Origin of the sequence: Streptomyces sp. NPDC052687 (genome assembly GCF_040678395.1) — a bacterium.
GTDB lineage: Bacteria > Actinomycetota > Actinomycetes > Streptomycetales > Streptomycetaceae > Streptomyces.
The window spans coordinates 167,566-187,614 of sequence record NZ_JBFATR010000004.1 but is presented as its reverse complement, the minus strand read 5'-3'; the positions used below and the strand labels follow the sequence as shown (position 1 = coordinate 187,614).

Genomic DNA, 20,049 nt, shown 5'->3' with positions numbered 1-20,049 from the left:
TTCTGCTGGTCTTTGTCGTTGAACGTCATACCAGCCCAGGACGCTTCGGCCCAATTCCGGCTGTCCCGGGCCGGCGTTCAGGCGGTGAGGGGGATGAGGGCGAGCGGGTCGGTGGTGGGCTGCCGGGAGCCGCCGGCGGGTTCGATCGTGATGCCGACAGCCACAGCCCCGGCCAAAGGGCCTTCAAGCGCGCGAGAGACTTGTTCCGCAGTGCCCGGAAGCAGGCCCGCGGGACGCAGATCGCCCGCTTCTGCGGCGTACCAGAGTTCGTAGACCTTGCCTTCGGACAGCGCCGGAAGGCCATCAGCCGCGAAGACCGCCCGGGCCTCGGCGCGCGACACGACGACGGCTGCCGTACCTCCGCCGGCCAGTGCCGCGGTGTTGAGGGTGGCGTCGGACGCGGTCACGACGTCGGTGAGCGTATGGGCGGCGGTGTGGGCTCGGGCGGCCTCGGCGCGGGCGTCCTCGGCCCGGGAGTACTGCCATACGGCGAGTCCGCCGAGAAAGGCGGCTGCGGCGATGCTCGCAGCCAGTGCGAAACGCACGGCACGTTGCCCGGCCGCCGGCAATCGCCGAGGGCGGCTCTGGGGGATCCGGCTGATGGCGTCGAGCGCGCGGGCGCGCAGGTGCGGCGGCACAGAGGCCGACTCCGCCTCGGCGAGGCGAGTGGTGATCTCCAGATACGCGGACACTTCCGCCCGGCAGTCCTCGCACCCGGAGAGGTGGTTTTCGAACGCGGCTTCCTCGGCCGGGGGCAGGGCGTGCAGGACGTAGGCGCCGACGGCGAGATGCGGATCCTCCTCCGACGTCATGTGCCGGCCTCCAGACAGGCCCGCAGCTGCCGCAGGCCCGCGCGCATGCGGGACTTCACCGTGCCCTCGGGAGTGGACAGCGCCGCGGCCACTTCCAGGTAGGTCATGCCCTGGTAGAACGCGAGCACCAGAGGAACCCGTTGCAGACGTGCCAGAGCGGCCAGGCATCGGTAGATGCGCCGCTGCTCGTCATGCTCCTGGACGGTTTCCGCCACCTGGTCGAATGCGCGTTCGGCAAGGAGCCGTCCGGCGCGTTGCTCGCGCTCCGAGCTGGCATGGGCGGCACGCACCCGGTCCACCGCACGGCGATGCGCGAGGGTGAGCACCCACGCTTTGGCCGTTCCGCGCTCGGGGCGGTAGCGATCGGCGGTGCGCCAGATCTCGACCATCACGTCCTGCGTCACCTCTTCCGCCTGCGCGGCGTCCCGCAGGATTCGGCGGGCCAGCCCCATCACCGTGGGTGAGAAGGCGTCATAGACCTCGGCGAACGCGTCCTTGTCGCCATCGGCCACACGGGTCAGCAGGTCCTCCGCTCGCATGTTCGGCTCGGTTCTGTGCAGCACGCCCCGCTCTCCTCGCAGCTGGTGCCCTCAGCTGATCGTTTGCCGTCGTCTGCCGAGTCCGACTCTGGCACCGGTCGGTGGAAGGCGCAGGGTGGCGGCGGCAAGAGAGTGAGACCAGCACTGACAGCCGGGAGCTGTCCGGCGCATCCGGGCGGCCCTGGGATGTTGCGCTCATGACTCCAGCTCGAGCAGGACATGCACCGTCTTGCCGCCGATCGCGGGGACCACGGTGACCTGCCCACCCAGCTGGCGGATGATGTCCATACCGAAGCCGCCGCGCTCGTCGCCGGGCGACTGCCGACGAAGGTCGGGCAGGTCTTCGCTGTGGTCGGCGACAGCGATGTCCAGCTGTCCTCCATGAACAGTGAGCGTCAACCGGCAAGAGTCATGAGTGTGCCGGACGGCGTTGGTCACCAGTTCAGAGACAACGAGCACCGCGTCCTCCACATGGTCAGCCGGTTCGGTTGCCTTCAGCCACCGTTCTGCGATGCGGCGGGCGACGGCCGGGGCACGCAGGCCGTTGGGCAGGGCGACGACGTGCTGCGCCGTCGCCGGCTGTGATGCGGTGGCAGGCATGACCGCTCCTCGGTAAGACTCAGCGATGCAAACGCACCCTTTGCGGTTGATTCGTAGCCGCAGATCCAACGGATGGCGAGACCAGGCACCCTTTTGGTGTCTGTTGCGTCTCACCCTGGGCGAGAGCCTGCTGTCGCCCCTGAGGCCGGAAAATCCACGGCAACCGCCGACGTAGCTTTCGCCCAGGCGCTTCCGCTGTCGCGGACACAGCACCCCGTCGGTACCGACCGACCCTCCTCATCACCACGACAAGTGGCCGTTCTTCGAGCCCGGGAAATTTCCCTGTTTCTTCTCATCTGTCTCGTCGGCGGCTTCGAATCCCTTACATCAGGCACAGCGAGGCGGAGAGCGATATCCCCCCACCACCGGCCACGCACCTGCGTGACCGGAGTGCGGCAAGGACGCCACCACCCCTTCAACGTGTTCAATCTCAACTTCGTAAGGAGATGCGTGCGATGACCGCATCCATGCGAGTCCGGCGTCTGGTGACCAGCGCCGCCGTGACGGGACTGCTGGCCGCAGGCACCGCGCTCGGCGTGTCCGGCACCGCCGGCGCGGCTTCGACGCCCACGTCCGCTGTCACCGTCGTCACGGGCGACCACCACGACAGGTGCGAGTGGAAGAAGGGCCACTGGGAGAAGACCTGGGTCAAGGGTCACTGGGAGAAGAAGCGGGTCCTTCACAAGACCTGGCACCAGGGACACCACGACAAGCACGGCACCTGGCACCACGGGCACTACGAGTACCACTACTCCTACAAGTGGTTCTATGTCCCGGGTCACTGGGACCACCACTGGGTCAAGGGTCACTGGGACTGCAAGCACCACTGACCCGAGATCTCCGGCGCAGGCCGGGCCCCTTTCGCCCGGGCCTGCGCCGGCCAGTGCTCATCGATGCATAGGCACTGCCGACAGGCACAGCAAGGCGGCTCAGTGCCAGGGCGGGCGGCCACCGGGTCGCCCTCGCCGCAGGCGGTCGCCGACTTGGTCGGACGGCTCTGGGATGACCGCACGGATGCCCCGGCGCCGCAGGTGCGCGCGGACGGCACGTGAGGAATACGCGCGGTCGGCCAGAACGGCCAGGGGCCGGGTCCGGGGCCTGCCCGTGCCGGTGCGGGGCACGCGGACCTGACGGTGCGCGACATCGTGGGCGAGCAGAGCGACCTGCCCGAAGATCACGGCGAGGAACGCGGCGCCCCCCAGGGTCCACCAGCCGACGCCGACCAGGACGAAAGCGGCCCAGCCGCCGACGTAGGCGATGCCCACGACGATGAACCGGACAAATCACCGCCGCCCACGGGGGACGGGCGAGGTGATGCGGTTCGCATGGTCATCTGCCCGTGTCCTTCCCGGCCGGCGGGCCGCGTCCGGCGGGCCGCGTCCGGCGGGCGGTGTGCCGGATGGGAAGCGGCGGCCGGCCGGGTAACCCACGTCCCGACCGCCGGCACGGCAGCCGGGGGGCTTGTCAGAGTTTGCGGGTGTCGCGGGGTTCGACGTAGGGCTCTTCCCCAGGAGGGTGGCCGCTGTCGATGGCCCGGGCGCGTTCGAGTTCGGCGTTGAATTCCAGGCCGAGCAGGATGGCGATGTTGGAGATCCACATCCAGACCAGGAAGATGATCACGGCGGCCATGCTGCCGTAGGTCTTGTTGTAGCTGCCGAAGTTCGCCACGTAGAAGGCGAACGCGGCGGAGGCGATGAGCCAGATGACGATGGCGATGAGACTGCCGGCGCTGACCCACCGGAACTTGCGCTTCACGTTGGGGGCCGCCCAGTACAGCAGGGCGACGATCGCGGCGAAGAGCAGGACCATCACGGGCCATTTGGCGATGTTCCACACCGTGATGAAGGTGTCGCCCAGGCCGAGGACCTGGCCGGTCTTCCGTGCCAGGGTGCCGGTGAAGACCACGCCGACCGCCATGGCGGCAAGCAGCACCACGACGACCAGGGTGATGACCAGCCGGGTGGGAATGGTCTTCCAGGCGGGCCGCCCTTCGCCGATGTCGTAGACGGCATTGGACGCGCGCATGAACGCGGCGATGTACCCGGAAGCCGACCACAGCGCCAGCGCGATTCCGATGATCAGCGCGATGCTCGCCCCGCCCTGGTTTCCCTGGATCTGCTTGAGGACGCTGTTGAGGATGTCGCGGGCGGCGCCGGGGGCGAGGCTGCCGAGGTTGTCGACCATCGGTTTGATCGTCGCGCTGCCCAGCAGCCCGAGGATCGAGACCAGGGCGAGCAGGGCGGGGAAGATCGCCAGGACGCCGTAGTAGGTCAGGGCGGCCGCCCAGTCGGTGAGGTTGTCCTCCTTGAATTCCTTCAAGGTGCGTTTCAGGACGCCTCCCCAGGACCCTTTGGGCAGGTCGGTCGGCTTCTCTGCCGGGGAGGTCGGGTGGCTGTCCAGGCGGGAGGTCTCGTTGTGACCGGTGCGGTGGCGGGCCATGGCTCACCCCTTCTGATCGTGCCGCCGCACCAGCAGCGCGCGAATGCGGGGCGGTGCGGCGGTCACTGGTGGTTCACATGGCGCCAGGGCGCTGCCGCGCCTCATCGGCTACCTGCCGGCCGGACTGCCGGGCCTGCTCCGTCACTTGCCCGGCCTGCTCGCTTGTCTCCTCCTTGGTGGTTCGAACAGCTTCCGCAGCGGTGTCCTTCACCTCCTGGGCGGCCTGCCTGGCCGTCTCGGTGGCGTCTTCCTTCAGGTGCTGTGCGGACTCCATCGCCGCCTGCTTGACGGGCTCGATCGCTTCACCGGCCCGCTCGGAGAGCTGGGAGGCCGCCTGCTCCTCGGCCTGCGAGGTGGGCAGGAGCGAGGCGGACAGCAGCCCGGCCCCGAAGGCGATCAGCCCGGCCGCCAGCGGATTGCCCTGCGTCTGCCGGACCGCCTGCTCCGGCGCGCTGCTGACCGCTTCGCCGACCTGGCCGGCCGTCTGGCGCACCGTGTCCGCGGCCTGGCCGACGCTGTCCTGGACGGAAGTTGCGGCCTGCTGAGTGCGGCCCTTGGCCTTGTCGGAGGTTGCGGAAGCGGTGCCCATGACGCGCTCGCGCACGCCGGAGACCGCGCTACGGACTCGATCGGTGCGGCGGCGCACGATCCGTCCCGGGCTGGTGCGGTCGGCCAGCCGGTCGACGTTCTCCGACAGGCGCTCGCGGGTCGCCTCGATCTCGGTTCTCACCTGGTCGGGTGACGTGCCCATTGCGCGTCCTCCTTCAGCGTCTCCACGGTCTGATCCGGCTTCGGGGACACCTCCCGCATCCGGGAGCGGCCCATCACGAACAGCACTGCCGCGATCACCGCCCACACCGCGGCGACGATCAGTGCTGCCCAGGCGGTGTCCATCACATTGGCCAGAGCGAACATCGCCGCGAGTGAGGCGAACAGGGCGGCCATGTAGCCGCCGAACCCGGCTCCGCCGTACACTCCGGCGGCCTTGCCCGCCTTGCCGGCCTCCTCACGGATCTCGGCCTTGGCCAGCTCCACCTCCTGCCGGAAGAGCGCCTGGATGTCCGAGGTCACCTCCGACAACAGCTCGCCGACCGAAGAGTCCTGGCCCCGCGGTTCCGGTGCCATCGATGACATGTCACACCTCCGGGTAGGCCCGCGGTTCCGGCTTCACGGCCCCTTGCGGGTAGGGCTGCGGCTCCGGCTCTACGGCCCCTTGCGGGTAGGGCTGCGGTTCCGGCTCTACGGCCCCTTGCGGGTAGGGCTGCGGCTCCGGCTCCACGGTCCTCTCGGGCGCCTCTGGGTAACCGTGGTACTCCGGCCGTACGGCCCCTTCGGGCGCCCCTGACGACCCAACGCCCTGATCCTGCTGCGCCCCCTGTCCGGACTGCGCCTTGCTGCCGGCCTTGGCCATCCTGCCGACCGCGAACCCCGCCAGCGCCGCCCCCGCCAGGAACACCCCCGGCCGGCGCCGCGCGAATCCCTTCACCTCCTCGGTCATGCCTTCCAAACCGTGGTCGTCCAGGTAGTCCGCCACCCGGTGGCCACCATCCGCAGCCTTGGACACCAGGCTGCGGGCCGGGGAGTCGCCGGGCGCGTTGCGCGCCAACTCCGCCAGATCGTCCGCCCACTGGTGCACCGTCCCGGCCGCCCGCCGCGTCTGGCCCTCCACCTCTTCGGTCACACGGCCTCGAAGGTCGCCCACGGCGCTTCCGGTCTGGCGACGCGCCTCCCCGGCTACCGTCCTGGCCTGATCCATCGCGGTCCCCGCCACCTGGCCGGCGGCTCCTCCGGCCTGTCCGGCTGTGGCCGATGCCTGCTCCTTCGCGGTCTGTCCGGCCGCCTGTACACGCCCGGCCCCGCTGTCGGCGGACTGAGCACTCATGGCCCTCACCCTTTCTCCGGGCGCGGTCGGCCTCCAGGCTCCGAAGACCGTGCGGGGGAATCGCTGCACCCGCTCGCCACGGTCGTCGTCTCTCGCATCGGTACCGGGCCTTACCACACCCGTGTGCTTATGTACCTATTGAGACGTGTTGAGACGTCTTTGCGAGTATCCGGGTCATGACATGCGAAACAGCTCTGGACGTGCTCGTCAGTGGTTCCGGGGGGTAGTCCCCCGCGCCCCGAGGGGCGCCTTTCCGGGCGACGACACGGTGCCCACGGTGCTCGCCGAGCGTGCGGAGAACTTTCCGGCTCGGGGAGGAGATCGTCCAACGCACTGCCGAGCCCAGAGGCTTCGCACCGCTCCCGTGCAGGTGGACCGTGGGGTGCTCGCTCGGGTGGTTGATGTTCCACCGCCGCCCGGCCCGCATCTACGAGCTCTCCCGGGGCGCCCTCTGCCAGGGGGTTCGGCGCACAGGGCCGGTCAGTGGTTGTCCGGTCATGCGATGCTGCGTGCCTTGGCGATGGCGATGAGTGTGCCGCGCCGGCGGTGGCGCCTTTCGTAGTCCAGCACCTGCCGGGCTTCGGCGGGGGTGGCAGTCTGCAGCCGGGCGGTGATCTGGTCGGAAATCATGGCGTCGTACCCCGGCCACGGTTCGCTGCCGCGCAGCCGCTCAATGGCTTTCAGGATTTCCGGCCGGCCGGCATGGGCGCGCTCGTAGCCGTCGAGCGCGGACAGTTGCGCCTGGGAGAGCCCGGGCAGGCGCTGGATGATCTCGGCGACGCTGAAGTGCTCGTACCGGAGGATCGGCGGCTCCTGTTCCCTGGTGATCGCGCCCTCGTCCTCCTCGTCCTCCTCGGGCATGTGAAGGAGCGCGCCTTTCGTGGTGGGCGCAGCCTGCCGCGCCCCGCCGTCGGCCGCCTTTCGGAACCGTTCGACGGCAGAGCGCATGGCGCTTGTGGCGGCATGCGGCAGGCCGTCGTCACCGGGTTGCGTGCGGTAACCGCTGCCGGTGGCCGCCGTGGCCCGGGCCTGCAGGGTGAGGCTGTCCTCAAGCGTCGTGAGCAGTTCCTCGTCCTGGCGGCGCAGCGCGGCGAGCAGGTCGGCGGCGACTTGGTCATGCGCCTGCTCGGCGACGCTCTCCCCGGCCCGGCAGGCCGCCACCGCCCGGGCGGTGATCGAGTATTCGTTCTCGGTGTGTCTCAGTATCTGGCGCGGGCTGGGTCCGTTGCGATGATGCAGCAGGGCGGTCGTGATCGCCGCACCGATCCTGAGCGGCAGCCCGGCCATCCGGACGGTTGCCCGGGCATTGCGGCGGACCCGGTCGGCGGTGTCTCGCAGCGGGCGGCGGGGGCGAAGTTCACGCAGGTGTCCGTCGATGCGGGTCACACAGTCGTGCGTGTCGTTGATATGACGTTCCAGAACGTCCCGTCGAAGTCCCGCGGCGTGGACGGCGATATCGGTCCGGAAACGGTCGATGACCGCAGTGTGGGCATCACGGGCGTCCTCAAGCGCGGGGACAAGCGCATCCATCGTCACCGCTGTCATGGCGTGCCCTACCTTCTGGCATTGAACCGGTCAGATGTGGATCCAGCGGGGGTCCGGGTATGGGTGTGGCGGAGACCGTTCGAGGATCCGCGAAGGTTCGCCGCTCAACAGCCGGTACCAGCCAGGCACCTGCTCCTGGGGCGGAACTCCAAGCAGCCCGGGTACCCCCCGCACGCCTGGATGATTGCCGGGAGCCGCTGTGCACTTCGCGCCGGGCAGGTGCGGGAGCGCGGCGCCGGGCAGCCGCGCGGAGGGACGCCCCTCCGTCGGTCCCGGCGTCGAACTCCAGGCCCAGCAGGATCGCCAGGTCGGCGATCCACAGCCACACCAGGAAGACCGGTCGTGTCGCTCATGGGCTGCCTCTCACGACGGCTGCTCCGGACTGTGGTCCGTTCGTCAGCGCCCGAGGTGCGGCCTGTCTTCTGTCGGGCGACAGTGGACGCAGCGCCGATGTGCTGCTGACCTCGCTGTCCGTCGAAAGGAAGTCACGAGATGTCGGAACGCAATACCGTCATGCGCAGTCTGCACGACCTGGGGCTGGCCGCGTGGTTCGGCGGTTCGTTGATGGGCGCAGTGGGCCTCAACGGCGCGGCACGAGCTGAAGGCGGCACGCAGGCGCCCCCCGCGCGGATCGCCAGCTCCGGTTGGGCCAAGTGGGCCCCAGTGAACGCCGCGGCCGTCGGTGCCCATCTGGTCGGCAGCAGTGGCCTGCTCGCGGCGAACGCCGCACGGGTTGCAAACCAGCAGGGAGTGGCCGCCTCCACCGCGGCAAAGACAGTCCTGACCGCAGCCGCCCTGGCGGCCACCGCGTACAGCCGGGTGCTGGGCAAGAAGATCGAGCTGGCGTCCTCCAGCGACCCGGAGGACACCGAGAAGGCCGAGCAGCACCCCGTCGACACGGAAAAGGCACAGCGGCAACTCGCCTTCCTGCAGTGGACAATCCCAGCGCTGACAGGCGGGCTGCTCGTCCTCAACGCGCTACACGGAGAACAGCAGCGCCCCGAGGAACAGGCCAGGGGGATGTGGCAGCGGGCCATGAGCAGGACGCCGCACATGCCCTCCATGGCGCATATGCCGCCCATGCCGGACTGGCGCTGGATGCAGCACTGACTTGCCCAGGGTTTCTTCGCCGGCATCCGCGACCGAGGGCTGATCTCGGCGACGGGTCGAACTCCGACCCTCTGGCGGCGTATCGAAAGTGACCCACTTGGTGATCTTCGTCCGACCCTGGCCTTGCCGGTCAAGGTCAGGAGGAAGGGTGATCCGACGCGGGCTCAGCCCGGTGAACGGTGCCGGCCAGGACGGCTCCGACGCCGCGATCCCACCAGCCACGTCAAGATCATCTAACCCCCGACCAGGAGTTACGGGACAACTCTCAGCCCGGCACCCAGCAGCGGGCCGACGGCGTCAGGCGCGCGGCCGCATGACGTCGATGCGGGAGTTGACACCGACCGCACCGCAGGTGCAAGTCTCTTCGACGCAACGAGGCGAACCATCGTGGCGCGAGGGTGAGTTGACCCGTCGAACGGTCTGGCCACCCGATTCGACCCCGATCCGATCCCGATTCGACCCCGGAGCCGAATGGCAGACTGGACACCCCCTCTGACATAAGCCGGAGGGGGTGCGACAGGACGAGCCGGGCTGTACGCCGGGTTCTGTGCCCCGGGACCTCGCGGTCGTCGGGGTGACGGCCATCCATCTAGGGCCGGCGTTGCCGCCGGCCTCGTGCGGTCTACCCGCGGACTCGGGCGGGCAGCCCTCATGCGTCCGCGCAGAGACACCAGGTGTCTCCTTTTGACCTTGCTCCGGGTGGGGTTTACCTAGCTGCCCAGGTCACCCTGGGCACTGGTGGTCTCTTACACCACCGTTTCACCCTTACCGAGGGCCGAGGCCCCCGGCGGTCTGTTTTCTGTGGCACTGTCCCGCGGGTCACCCCGGGTGGCCGTTAGCCACCACCCTGCCCTGTGGAGCCCGGACGTTCCTCGGGAAGTCCCCTAGGGGGACTCCACGCGGCCGTCCGCCCGGCTCGTCTGCCGTGTCGACCATGGTACCCGGCGGACCTCCCGCCGCGGACCGGTGGCGGCCGTCGCGAGGACGGAGCCGGCCAGGATCAGGGTGAAGGCGACGCCGATACCGAGGGTGAGGTCCTCGCCGAGGAAGAGGGCGCCCGCGGCGACGGCGACCGCCGGGTTGACGTACGTGATGACTCCGGCGCGGGTCGGGCCGATCTCCTTGATCAGCTCAAGGAACACCACGAACGCGACGGCCGTGCAGATGACGCCGAGGCCGGCGAGGGCGGCCAGGACCTCGCCCGAGGGCATGGCGGCGGGCCGGGTCAGGAAGGCGGCGGGGGCGTAGACGACGGCGGCCAGGACGAGGCAGGGGGTGATCAGCTGGAGGGTGGGGACGTCCTTCAGGTGCCGGGCGGCTATCAGCGGGGCGGCGGCGTAGCCGACGACCGTGACCAGCACCTCGGCCAGCGAGCGCGCGTCGCCGCCGGTGAGGTGGGGCACGGTGAGGACGGCGACGCCCGCGAGGCCGAGGGCCAGGCCGGTGATCCGGCGGGCGCCGACGTGTTCCTCGGCGCCGAAGAAGCGGGCCAGGAGGACGCCGACGATGGGCACGCCCGCGATGAGGAGCCCGGCGGTGGAGCTGGACAGGTGGCGCTCGGCGTCGGTCAGGGTCCACCAGGGGCCGACGATCTCGATGACGGCGAAGGCCAGCATCGGTTTCCAGCGCGTCCGCACGGTGCGGGCGAGGCCGCCCTGGCGGAGCGCGAAGGGCAGCAGCAGCGCGGCGCCGAGCGCGCACCGCGCGAACACCACCACGGACGGGGACAGCTCGTCCACCGCCACCTTGATCATCAGATAGGGGATGCCCCAGACGACTCCCATCACGGAGAACAGGGCCCAGCCACGTGCGGTCATGCCCCACAGTGTCGGGCCGGCGCTCACCCGCCGTCTTGAACGCTGTTGCGGTACGCCGCCGGGGTCACCCCGAGCACCCGCCGGAACCAGCGCGTCAGATGCGCCTGGTCGGCGAATCCGACGAGCGGGGCGACGTCCGCCGGGCGCAGTCCGCACTCCAGCAGGCCGCGCGCCCGGTGCACCCGGTACTGGGCGAGCCAGGCGTACGGCGGCACTCCCATCGCCGTACGGAACGCGCGCAGCAGCTGGTACCGGGACAGGCCGAGGTCGGTGGCGAGGGCGGCGAGGGAGGGCGGGTCGGTGAGTTCGTCGGCGAGGCGGTCGCGGACGGCGTGCGCGATGGCGTGGGCGCCCGGCACGGTGTCGCTCGCGGCGCGGGCGGTGGAGTGGCGGCGGGCGAGCGCGGTGAGCAGCCAGGGCAGCCGGGACTCCGCCTCGAGCGGGTCCGGGCAGGCGCTCAGGTCGGTGTGGGTGCGCAGCAGCGCGGCGGCCAGCTCGGGGTCGTCCACCACGGGTTCGCGGAAGTGGCGCGGGCCGGTGCCGAGGGTGCCGTCGGCGAGGAGGGCGGGGGCGGCGTACAGGGCGCGGTAGGCGTAGCCGCCGTCGGGGCAGGCGGGGCCGCCGGTGTGCATTTCTCCGGGTTCCAGGATGACGATCGAGCCCGGTCCGGACTGGATGCGTCCGCCGCGGTAGTCGATGACCTCCAGCCCGCCGACGGTCACCCCGATCGTGAACTCGTCGTGTGCGTGCGGGGCGTAGACGTGCCGGTCGAAGCGGGCGGTGAGCAGGTCGAGGGCCGGCCCGCACCGCCCGAGCCTGGCCCGTGTCCACCGGGCGTCTTCCCGTATCCGTACGCTCACCTCGCACCCCCGGGGACAGGGGATCAGAGGAAGTCGCTCGTGTCCAGGTCGAAGCCGAAGGGGTCGGGGAGGGTGAGGGACTTGCCGAAGGGGACGGTGCGCAGCTCGCGGTAGTCGCGCTTTCCCGGGTCGCTGAACAGCGTGACGGAGGCGACGTCCCGGTCGACGAGCAGGTGGAGGGGGATGCCGGCCCGGGCGTAGCAGTGGCGCTTGGTCTCGCGGTCGACCTGGGGTTTCGTGGAGGTGACCTCCAGCACCATGGCGACGCTGTCGCAGGGCATCCAGGGATCGGCGCTCTTGTAGAGGTCCAGCTCCGCAGGGGCGAAGGTCGCGTCCGGGATCACGTGGTCACGGAGGCAGTCCGCGGCGAAACGCAGTCTCACCCCCTTGTTGCCCGAGAAATCCATGTCGGTCACGGACCTCCTGATCACCTGCCTCACGATCCTGCTGATGCAGTGCTCGTGATCCCCGTCCGGCGGCGGCGTCACGACGATCTCCCCCTCGATCAGCTCGGCCCGGAAACCCTCCGGGGTGTCCAGGGCGAGAAAGCCCTCCAGCAGGATCTCTTCCTGCGTCAGCGGCTGGTGGGCCATGGCAGTCATGTCACGCCCCTCCTTCGGTCGCTCGCCAGACTGGGACATGGGCCGATCACCTGACCGTGGTTCGGGAACCGTTCCCTCGATCGTGGCACAGCCCGTGCCGCTACGCGGGCACGAACCGCACCGTCGCCCGCGCCGGGTCCGCCTCCGTCAGCCGGACCCGGACGCGTTCTCCCAGCGGAAGATGTTCGCCGTCGACGCGGCCGATGACGGCGGGGTCGGTGAGCTGGACCGTGCCGGTGGTGGGGCGGCGTTCGTCGAGGTCGACGACGCAGGCGTCGAAGGTGTCGCCGACGCGGTCGGCCAGCACCGCCGCCTCGACGGCGTTCACGCACTCCCGTTCCACCGTGCCCGCCCGCCGCGCGCCCGCCGTCATCTCGGCGGGCAGCCTCTCCAGTGCGGCGAGCACCCAGTCCGGTGGGTCCTGTCCGGCCGCCGCGGCCAGGCACAGCTCGGTGGTGTAGCGGTCGGCGAGGCGGCGCAGCGGGGCGGTGCAGTGGGTGTAGGGGGCGGCGACGGCGGAGTGGGTGGTGAGGGGCGGGAGGGCGCCGTCGCGGAAGACGGTGTAGCCGGCGCCGCGCAGGAGGGTGGTGCATTCGAGGAGGAAGGCGGCGTGGTGGGGCCGGTGCGGGTCCAGGGTGCGGATCAGGCCGGCGTACGAGACGTGGTGCGGCCAGTCGATGCGCAGGGCGCGGGCGGTACGGCGCAGCCGGCCGACGGCGCCGTCGGGGGCGGCGGGCAGGGTGCGCAGGACGCCGGTGCCGGAGGCGAGCAGGAGGTCGGCGGCGGCCATGCCGGTGAGCAGGGAGATCTGGGCGTTCCAGGCGTCGGCGGGGAGCGGGGCGCGGTAGGCGAGGGCGTAGCCGCCGTCCCGCGGGACGATCTCCTGCTCGGGGACGCCGAGGGAGATCCCGCCGCGTTCGGCCTCCAGGCGTTCGCGCAGCACGCCGACCGTCTTGAGCAGGGCGACGGGCTCCTCCGCGCGCCCGTCCTCGATCTGCCGCTGGACCGAGGCGTAGTCCAGCCGGGCCCGGCTGCGGACGAGGGCGCGGCGGACGTCGACGGCGCGGGTGCGGCCGTCCGCGTCGAGGTCGATCGTCCACAGCGCGGCGGGGCGGGGGCCGTCGGGGAGCAGGCTGGCGGCGGCCTCGCCGAGGGCGGGCGGGTGGAGGGGGACGCGCTCGTCGGGGAAGTAGAGGGTCATCACGCGGCGGTGGGTCTCCGCGTCCAGGGGCCCGCCGGGGGTGACGAAGGCGGCGACGTCGGCGATGGCGTAGCGGACGCGGTAGCCGGTGCCGTGGCGGGAGAGGTGCATCGCCTGGTCGAGGTCGGTGGAGCCGGGCGGGTCGATGGTGAAGAAAGGGATGCCGGTGGCGTCGTACGCCGGCAGCCGCGGCTCCCGCGCCGCCCGTTCCGCCTCGGCCAGGACCTCGGGCGGGAAGCCGGCGGGGATGCCGAGTCGGGCGCGCAGCGCGGTGAGGGCGGCCCGCAGCGGGTCGTCGGGGGCGGCGCCGGTCACGCGGAGGGGGCGGCGGGGCATACAGCGAGCGTAGGGCGGGGGGCGCGGGGTGGCACGCCGTACGCTGGCGGGGAGCTGAGACATAAGGAGTACGCGTGCTGGTCCTGCTGCCGCCCTCGGAGGGAAAGGCCCCCTCCGGCCCGGGCGCCCCGCTGAAGCTGGAGTCGCTGTCGCTGCCCGCGCTGACCGAGGCCCGTGCGGCCGTCCTCGGCGAGCTGGTCGAGCTGTGCGCGGGTGACGAGGACAAGGCGCGCGAGGTGCTGGGGCTGAGCGAGGGCCTGCGCGGGGAGGTCGCGAAGAACGCGGAGCTGCGCACGGCCGGCGCGCGGCCCGCCGGGGAGATCTACACGGGTGTGCTGTACGACGCCCTGGACCTGGCCTCGCTGGAGAGCGCCGCGCGGGAGCGGGCCGCGCGCTCGCTGCTGGTGTTCTCGGGGCTCTGGGGGGCGGTGCGGGTGACGGACCGGATCCCGTCGTACCGGTGCTCCATGGGCGTGCGGCTGCCGGGGCTCGGCGCGCTGGGCGCGTACTGGCGTACGCCGATGGCCGCGGCGCTGCCCGAGGCGGCGGGGGACGGGCTGGTGCTGGATCTGCGGTCGGCGGCGTACGCGACGGCGTGGAAGCCGAAGGGCGAGACGGCGGGGCGGACGGCGACCGTGCGGGTGCTGCACGCGCCGACCCGGAAGGTCGTCAGCCACTTCAACAAGGCGACCAAGGGCCGGATCGTGCGGAGTCTGCTGACCGCCGGGGCGGAGCCGTCGGGGCCGGCGGAGCTGGTCGAGGCGCTGCGGGATCTCGGCTACGAGGTGGAGGCGCAGGCTCCGGCGACGGCGGGGCGGGCGTGGGCGCTGGATGTGCTGGTGGAGGAGGTGCACTGAGGTGCACTGAGCTGCACTTAGACGTCGTTTCTGATGGCGTGATCGTTCGTTGAGCCGTGCATGACGGATCTGGTGGAGCGGTTGGTGCCGGACGAGTTGTGGGTGCTGTTTCGGCGGGTGGTGCCGCCGACGGAGGTCATACGTCCGCAGGACGGTGGGCGACGGAGGGCCCGGGACCGGGAGTGCCTGGCGGCGATCATCTTCGTGGCCACTTCGGGCTGCTCCTGGCGGCAGTTGCCGCCGGTGTTCGGGCCGGCCTGGCCCACGGTCTACCGGCGCTTCGCCCGGTGGAGCCGGGAGCGGGTCTGGGCCCGGCTGCACCGCGTCATCCTCGATGAGCTCGGCGCCCGGGGCGAGCTGGACTGGTCGCGGTGCGCGATCGACTCTGTCAGTGTCCGGGCGGCAAAAGGGGGCCACTGACGGGACCGAATCCGACCGATCGCGGCAAGAGTGGATCGAAAATCCACCTGATCACCGACCGAAACGGTGTCCCGCTGTCGCTGGGTATCTCCGGCGCCAACCTGCACGACAGCCTCGGCCTCAAGCCGCTCGTGCGGGGGACGACAAGGGCTACGACTACGACCACCTGCGCCGATGGCTCCGTAAGCGCGGAATCCGGCACCGCATCGCACGCAAGGGCATCGAGTCCTCCAAACGGCTGGGCCACCACCGCTGGGTCGTCGAGCGAACGGTGTCCTGGCTGGTCGGCTGCCGCCGCCTGCATCGCCGCTACGAACGCAGGGCCGAGCACTTCCTCGCCTTCGTCGGTCTAGCAGCCCTTCTGATCGGCTACCGCCGTCTGACCAGGAGCATCAGGGCCTGAGTTGTCTCTGCTGGGGATCGAAGCAGACCAGCCCCATCGAATCGGCGAGGGCTGCCGCATAGGCGGACGCCTCTTCTGCCCTGTCCCACCGCAACGCGAAGTAGATGACTGGGCCCCTGGCTTCACCGATCAACGGTCCCGCAGCCCAAGGGGACGTTTCCTCCACATCCTCGGTGATGTCACACCACCGCTCCAAGAGGGCTGCGACGTAGGCCGCGATGCGTTCGGACGGAGATTCCTCGTCCTCACCATTGAGATAGCGGTCGTACAGGTCGTTGAAGACCCGGCTGGCGGTCTTGTCATCCGCCGGCCGCTCGCCTTCCCAGACGGCCAGGTCGTAGCTCATGCCTGGAGGCTCTCACACCGCACTGACAGACATGCAGCACTCGCAACAGCCGCATGAAACGGTGTCTTAGCTGCACTTAGCTGCACTGAGTCGGCCCTGATGCTTCCGCCGAGGCAGCCACGAGGGCGATTGCAGCATGTGCAACAACCTTTGCGCAGTGCGCTTCGCGGTGGGCAGGATGAGGGGCATGGTCATGTCCTCGTCCCCGTCCGTGCTGGATCTCGCGCCCGTCGTCCCCGTCGTGGTCGTCGCCGACCCCGCCGACGCCGTGCCGCTGGCCCGCGCGCTCGTCGCCGGGGGGCTGCCCGTGATCGAGGTGACGCTGCGGACGCCGGGCGCGCTGGAGGCGATCCGGGCGATCGCCGGCGAGGTGCCGGAGGCCGTGGTCGGCGCGGGGACCGTCCTCACGCCCGCGCAGGCCGAGGAGTCCGTCGCCGCCGGGGCCCGGTTCCTCGTCAGCCCCGGCTGGACCGACGCGCTGCTGGCCGCGATGCGGGCGTCCGGGGTGCCGTACCTGCCGGGGGTGTCCACCACGTCGGAGGTGGTCGCGCTGCTGGAACGCGGCGTCCGGGAGATGAAGTTCTTCCCGGCGGAGGCGGCCGGCGGTACGGCCTACCTGCGCTCCCTGTCCGGACCGCTGCCGCAGGCCCGGTTCTGCCCCACCGGCGGAATCGGCCCCGGCTCCGCGCCCGCCTACCTCGCCCTGCCGAACGTCGGCTGTGTCGGCGGCAGCTGGATGCTGCCGGCGGATGCCTTGGCGGCACGGGACTGGGCACGGATCGAGCACCTGGCCCGGGAGGCCGCGGCGCTGGGTGGCGAGGGGGCGGGGTGGGGCGGCGAGAGGGCGAGGCGGGGGTAGCGAGGGCGGGTGCGCGCGGTGGGGCGTGGCCTGGGGCAGGTGCGCGTGGCGGGCACGGCCTGACGCAGGTGCGCGTGGCGCTGTGTGGCCTGGCGCGGGTGGGCGCGGCGGGCGCGGCCTGACGCAGGCGGGCGCGCGGCGCGCTCTCGCTCAGCGCAGGTGGGACGTGTCGTTGAGGAGGCGGACGCTGGCGTTGCCGTCGGCGTAGTACGCGACGACCGACAGGGAGGCCGCCGACAGTTCCATGCGGAACAGGGACTCCGGCGGGGCGCCCAGGGCGAGGCGGACCAGTGTCTTGATCGGGGTCACGTGGGTGACGAGGAGGACCGTGCGGCCCGCGTAGGCGGCGACCAGTTTGTCGCGGGTCGCGGCGATCCGGGTGGCGGTCGTGGCGAAGCTCTCGCCGCCGCCGGTGGGCTCGGCGTCCGGGGAGGCCAGCCAGGCGGTCAGGTCCTCGGGGTGGCGTTCGCGCACCTCGGCGAAGGTCAGCCCCTCCCAGGCTCCGAAGTCCGTCTCGCGCAACCCGTCGTCGATACCGACCTCCAGGCCGAGGCGGGCGGCGACGATCCCGGCGGTCTCCCGGGTGCGGGCCAGCGGCGACGACACGATCGCCTGGATCGTGCCCCGCCGCGCCAGCGCCGCCGCGACCCGCTCGGCCTGCTCACGGCCGACGGCGGAGAGGGACGGGTCGCTGCCGCCGCTGCCGGAGAAGCGCTTCTCCGGGGTGAGCGGTGTCTCGCCGTGCCGCAGCAGCACGAAGGTGGCCGGCGCGCCCAGGTCCGGGGCGGAGCCCCAACCGACGGAGGGGGTGGCGACGGTACGGGCCGCCCGGAGGTCGGCCCGCGCCTTCTCACCACCGTCACCGGGGGCGGCCTCGTTCTGCGTGGTGGTCTCGGCTTGGGCGGCAGCCTTGCCCTGAGAGGCGGTCCCCGCCTGTGCGCCGGTCCCGGCTTGGGCGGCAGCCTCGCCCTGAGCGGCGGTCCCGGCCGGCGGGGCGGCTCCACTCTGAGCAGCAGTCCCCGCCTGAGCGTCGGTCCCGGCCGGCGCGACGGGCTGACCCTGCGCGGCACTCGCGGCCTGCGCGGCGGCCTCACCCTGAGCGGCAGTCCCCGCCTGAGCGCCAATCCCGGCCCGAGCGGCGGCCCAACCCTGAGCGGCACTCCCAGCCTGAACGGCGGCCTCGCCCTGTGCGGCGGTCCCGGCCTGCGCGGCGGTCCCGGAGTCCATCGCCTCGTTCGCCAGCCGGTCCGCGTGCTTGTTCAGCTCGCGCGGGATCCACTCGTACGTCACCTGACCGGGCGGGAAGATCCGGGACGCCTCCATGGCGAGCGGCTTCATGTCGGGGTGCTTGATCTTCCAGCGGCCGGACATCTGCTCGACGACCAGCTTGGAGTCCATGCGGACGTGGACGCGGGCGGCCGGGTCGAGGCCGTGCGCGGCGCGCAGCCCGGCGAGCAGGCCCCGGTACTCGGCGACGTTGTTCGTCACCGTGCCCAGGAAATCCGACCGCTCGGCCAGCGTCTCGCCCGTGGCCGCGTCGGTCACCACGGCCCCGTAGCCCGCGGGCCCAGGGTTGCCCCGCGACCCGCCGTCGGCCTCGACGATGAACTCCCGCACCCCGAGATCCCTTACAGCCCCGACTCGGCCGTACGCACGAGGATGCGGCGGCAGTTCTCGCAGCGCACCACCGTGTCGGGGGCGGCCTTGCGGATCTCGTTCAGCTCGGTGATGGCCAGCTCCTGCCGGCAGCCCTGGCAGGTGCGCGCGTACAGCTTCGCCGCGCCGATGCCGCCCTGCTGCTCGCGCAGCTTGTCGTAGAGCTTCAGCAGGTCGGCGGGGACGGACCCGGCGACGACCTCGCGCTCCTTCGTCACGGACGCCGCCTCGCCGTCGATCTCCTCGAACGCGGCGTCCCGGCGCCCGGTCGCGTCGTCGATCTTCGACTGCACCGAGGCCACGCGCTCGGTCAGCTCGGCGACCCGCGCCTGCGCGGACTCACGGCGCTCCATGACCTCCAGGACGATGTCCTCCAGGTCGCCCTGGCGGCGGGCCAGCGAGGCGATCTCGCGCTGGAGGTTCTCGAGGTCCTTCGGCGAGGCGACCGCGCCGGAGTCCAGCCGCTGCTGGTCGCGGGCGGCCCGCTGGCGCACCTGGTCGACGTCCTGCTCGGCCTTGGTCTGCTCGCGGGCGCAGTCGCTCTCCTCGGTCTGCGCGGCCACCAGCAGGTCGCGCAGCTGCGTGAGGTCCTTGGTCAGCGACTCGATCTCGGCGTGCTCGGGCAGCGAGCGGCGCTTGTGCGCGAGCTGCTGGAGGCGGACGTCGAGGTCCTGGAGGTCGAGCAGGCGGATCTGGTCGGCGGGCGCGGCGTTCAGTTGGGGGCTCCTGCAGTTGATGTGGTGGACGCCGCGTGGGCGGTCCAGGGGTCGGTGACCGTCTGGGAGACGTGGACCCGCAGGCCCCATCCCTTCCGGTCGGAGATCTCGTCGAGCTGGCTCGCGGCCAGCTCGCACCAGGGCCACTCGGTGGCCCAGTGCGCCGCGTCGAGCAGCGCGAGGGGGCTGGGGGCCACGGCCGCCGTGAATTCCGACGCCGGGTGGTGGCGCAGGTCCGCGGTGAGGAACGCGTCGACGCCGGCCGCGCGGACGTGGTCGAACAGGCTGTCGCCGGAGCCGCCGCTGACGGCGACCGTGCGGACGGTCGCCCCGGGATCGCCGGCCACGCGGATGCCCTGCGCGGTGGCGGGCAGCCGCTCGGCGGCGCGGGCGGCCAGCTCGCGGACGGTCAGCGGATGGTCCAGTTCGCACACCCGGCCGAGGCCGCGGCGGCCCCGCGGGTCGGTGGGGTCCGGCACCAGGGGCCGTACGACGCGCAGGTCCAGCGCACCCGCGAGGGCGTCCGAGACACCGGGGTCGGCGGTGTCGGCGTTGGTGTGGGCGACGTGCAGCGCGATGTCGTTCTTGATCAGCGTGTGCACGACCCGGCCCTTGGACGTGGAGGCCGCGACCGTCGTCGTCCCGCGCAGATAGAGCGGGTGGTGGGTGACCAGCAGGTCGGCGCCGAGCTTCACGGCCTCGTCGACGATCTCCTGGACGGGGTCGACGGCGAACAGGACCCGGGTGACCTCCTGGCCGGGGTCGCCCACGACCGTGCCGACCGCGTCCCAGGACTCCGCCCGCTCGGCGGGCCACAGGTTCTCCAGCGCGGTGATGACTTCAGACAGACGGGGCACGGGAGACAGGCTACCTGCCTGTTCCGCACGCCTGTACCGGTGCCGCCGCCGCGCACGAGGCGGTCGCCCCGTGAAGCACACGCGTCTCCGTTCCCTCAGGCGAACCGCTGCGGGGCCACCCGTATGTGTGAAGCGCCGGTCGGCCCCTCCCCCGTCTGTGCGTGCGAAAACTAGCTTCGTCGCCGGAGGTGA

20 protein-coding genes, 1 other RNA gene and 3 pseudogenes are annotated in these 20,049 nt (G+C 71.6%); 6 read left to right on the top strand and 18 right to left on the bottom strand.

Features of this window, described 5'->3' with window-relative positions:
• Positions 1-77: 77 nt before the first annotated feature.
• The 3 genes from AB0K92_RS07120 to AB0K92_RS07110 all read right to left on the bottom strand — a co-directional run bounded on the left by AB0K92_RS07120 (position 78) and on the right by AB0K92_RS07110 (position 1,951).
• Positions 78-812: an anti-sigma factor gene (locus AB0K92_RS07120; protein WP_365920200.1), complete on the bottom strand. Its 735-nt coding sequence runs from the start codon at positions 810-812 to the stop codon at positions 78-80.
• Positions 809-1,351, bottom strand: coding sequence for an ECF RNA polymerase sigma factor SigK (sigK, locus tag AB0K92_RS07115; protein WP_365920352.1), 543 nt, complete (start codon positions 1,349-1,351; stop codon positions 809-811). The genes AB0K92_RS07120 and sigK overlap by 4 nt, the downstream gene beginning before the upstream one ends.
• A gap of 195 nt (positions 1,352-1,546) precedes the next feature.
• The gene (locus AB0K92_RS07110) at positions 1,547-1,951 is read right to left on the bottom strand and encodes an ATP-binding protein (RefSeq protein WP_365920198.1); all 405 of its coding nucleotides are present in this window, start codon (positions 1,949-1,951) and stop codon (positions 1,547-1,549) included.
• Positions 1,952-2,406: 455 nt separating this feature from the next.
• On the opposite strand from AB0K92_RS07110, the gene AB0K92_RS07105 reads away from it, so the two are divergent.
• A complete protein-coding gene (locus tag AB0K92_RS07105) occupies positions 2,407-2,781 on the top strand; it encodes a hypothetical protein (protein ID WP_365920196.1) in 375 nt (124 codons plus the stop codon).
• 111 nt (positions 2,782-2,892) lie between these two features.
• Here AB0K92_RS07105 and AB0K92_RS07100 read toward each other — a convergent pair.
• From AB0K92_RS07100 to AB0K92_RS07075, 6 genes and pseudogenes are all read right to left on the bottom strand, one after another.
• A pseudogene (locus AB0K92_RS07100) lies at positions 2,893-3,078 on the bottom strand (IS5/IS1182 family transposase); the annotation flags it as partial.
• 337 nt (positions 3,079-3,415) lie between these two features.
• Entirely contained in the window at positions 3,416-4,390 is a 975-nt protein-coding gene (locus tag AB0K92_RS07095) for a YihY/virulence factor BrkB family protein (RefSeq protein WP_365920194.1), read from the bottom strand.
• Between the two features lie 73 nt (positions 4,391-4,463).
• Positions 4,464-5,141 carry a DUF3618 domain-containing protein gene (locus AB0K92_RS07090; protein ID WP_365920192.1) on the bottom strand — a complete coding sequence of 226 codons (678 nt, stop codon included), beginning with the start codon at positions 5,139-5,141 and terminating at the stop codon, positions 4,464-4,466.
• Positions 5,117-5,515: a phage holin family protein gene (locus AB0K92_RS07085; protein WP_365920190.1), complete on the bottom strand. Its 399-nt coding sequence runs from the start codon at positions 5,513-5,515 to the stop codon at positions 5,117-5,119. The genes AB0K92_RS07090 and AB0K92_RS07085 overlap by 25 nt, the downstream gene beginning before the upstream one ends.
• Before the next feature lie 10 nt (positions 5,516-5,525).
• Positions 5,526-6,272 (bottom strand): hypothetical protein, encoded by a 747-nt coding sequence (locus tag AB0K92_RS07080; RefSeq protein WP_365920188.1) that lies wholly within the window; start codon positions 6,270-6,272, stop codon positions 5,526-5,528.
• Between the two features lie 495 nt (positions 6,273-6,767).
• Positions 6,768-7,817: a hypothetical protein gene (locus AB0K92_RS07075; protein ID WP_365920186.1), complete on the bottom strand. Its 1,050-nt coding sequence runs from the start codon at positions 7,815-7,817 to the stop codon at positions 6,768-6,770.
• A gap of 492 nt (positions 7,818-8,309) precedes the next feature.
• On the opposite strand from AB0K92_RS07075, the gene AB0K92_RS07070 reads away from it, so the two are divergent.
• Complete coding sequence (locus AB0K92_RS07070) at positions 8,310-8,927, top strand: hypothetical protein (RefSeq protein WP_365920184.1); 618 nt, start codon at positions 8,310-8,312, stop codon at positions 8,925-8,927.
• Between the two features lie 518 nt (positions 8,928-9,445).
• Here AB0K92_RS07070 and rnpB read toward each other — a convergent pair.
• From rnpB to AB0K92_RS07045, 5 genes and pseudogenes are all read right to left on the bottom strand, one after another.
• Positions 9,446-9,846, bottom strand: an RNA gene (rnpB, locus tag AB0K92_RS07065) — RNase P RNA component class A.
• Positions 9,847-9,964: 118 nt separating this feature from the next.
• Positions 9,965-10,681, bottom strand: a pseudogene (locus AB0K92_RS07060) (DMT family transporter); the annotation flags it as partial.
• An 86-nt stretch (positions 10,682-10,767) separates the two neighbouring features.
• Positions 10,768-11,604, bottom strand: coding sequence for an AraC family transcriptional regulator (locus AB0K92_RS07055; protein WP_365920182.1), 837 nt, complete (start codon positions 11,602-11,604; stop codon positions 10,768-10,770).
• Positions 11,605-11,627: 23 nt separating this feature from the next.
• On the bottom strand, positions 11,628-12,206 hold the full coding sequence (locus tag AB0K92_RS07050) for a Uma2 family endonuclease (RefSeq protein ID WP_365920180.1): 579 nt from the start codon (positions 12,204-12,206) through the stop codon (positions 11,628-11,630).
• A 100-nt stretch (positions 12,207-12,306) separates the two neighbouring features.
• Positions 12,307-13,743, bottom strand: coding sequence for an RNB domain-containing ribonuclease (locus AB0K92_RS07045; RefSeq protein ID WP_365920178.1), 1,437 nt, complete (start codon positions 13,741-13,743; stop codon positions 12,307-12,309).
• Positions 13,744-13,817: 74 nt separating this feature from the next.
• Here AB0K92_RS07045 and yaaA point away from each other — a divergent pair, with 74 nt between their 5' ends.
• From yaaA to AB0K92_RS07030, 3 genes and pseudogenes are all read left to right on the top strand, one after another.
• A complete protein-coding gene (yaaA, locus tag AB0K92_RS07040; RefSeq protein ID WP_365920176.1) occupies positions 13,818-14,600 on the top strand; it encodes a peroxide stress protein YaaA in 783 nt (260 codons plus the stop codon).
• Between the two features lie 60 nt (positions 14,601-14,660).
• A complete protein-coding gene (locus AB0K92_RS07035; RefSeq protein ID WP_365920174.1) occupies positions 14,661-15,020 on the top strand; it encodes a transposase in 360 nt (119 codons plus the stop codon).
• Positions 14,972-15,423, top strand: a pseudogene (locus AB0K92_RS07030) (transposase). Before AB0K92_RS07035 ends, AB0K92_RS07030 begins: the two are co-directional and overlap by 49 nt.
• Here AB0K92_RS07030 and AB0K92_RS07025 read toward each other — a convergent pair.
• Positions 15,413-15,769: a hypothetical protein gene (locus AB0K92_RS07025; RefSeq protein WP_365920173.1), complete on the bottom strand. Its 357-nt coding sequence runs from the start codon at positions 15,767-15,769 to the stop codon at positions 15,413-15,415. The pseudogene AB0K92_RS07030 and the gene AB0K92_RS07025 overlap by 11 nt on opposite strands.
• A 193-nt stretch (positions 15,770-15,962) precedes the next feature.
• Between AB0K92_RS07025 and eda the strand changes: the two genes are divergently transcribed.
• Positions 15,963-16,628 carry a bifunctional 4-hydroxy-2-oxoglutarate aldolase/2-dehydro-3-deoxy-phosphogluconate aldolase gene (gene eda, locus AB0K92_RS07020; protein WP_365920172.1) on the top strand — a complete coding sequence of 222 codons (666 nt, stop codon included), beginning with the start codon at positions 15,963-15,965 and terminating at the stop codon, positions 16,626-16,628.
• 150 nt (positions 16,629-16,778) lie between these two features.
• On the opposite strand, the gene AB0K92_RS07015 is transcribed toward eda, so the two are convergent.
• From AB0K92_RS07015 to AB0K92_RS07005, 3 genes are read right to left on the bottom strand one after another with little or no spacing between them, the layout of a single operon-like run.
• The gene (locus AB0K92_RS07015) at positions 16,779-18,245 is read right to left on the bottom strand and encodes a bifunctional RNase H/acid phosphatase (protein ID WP_365920170.1); all 1,467 of its coding nucleotides are present in this window, start codon (positions 18,243-18,245) and stop codon (positions 16,779-16,781) included.
• An 11-nt stretch (positions 18,246-18,256) separates the two neighbouring features.
• Positions 18,257-19,000 carry a C4-type zinc ribbon domain-containing protein gene (locus AB0K92_RS07010; protein WP_365920350.1) on the bottom strand — a complete coding sequence of 248 codons (744 nt, stop codon included), beginning with the start codon at positions 18,998-19,000 and terminating at the stop codon, positions 18,257-18,259.
• Entirely contained in the window at positions 18,997-19,857 is an 861-nt protein-coding gene (locus AB0K92_RS07005) for a Nif3-like dinuclear metal center hexameric protein (protein WP_365920168.1), read from the bottom strand. The genes AB0K92_RS07010 and AB0K92_RS07005 overlap by 4 nt, the downstream gene beginning before the upstream one ends.
• Positions 19,858-20,049 lie beyond the last annotated feature (192 nt).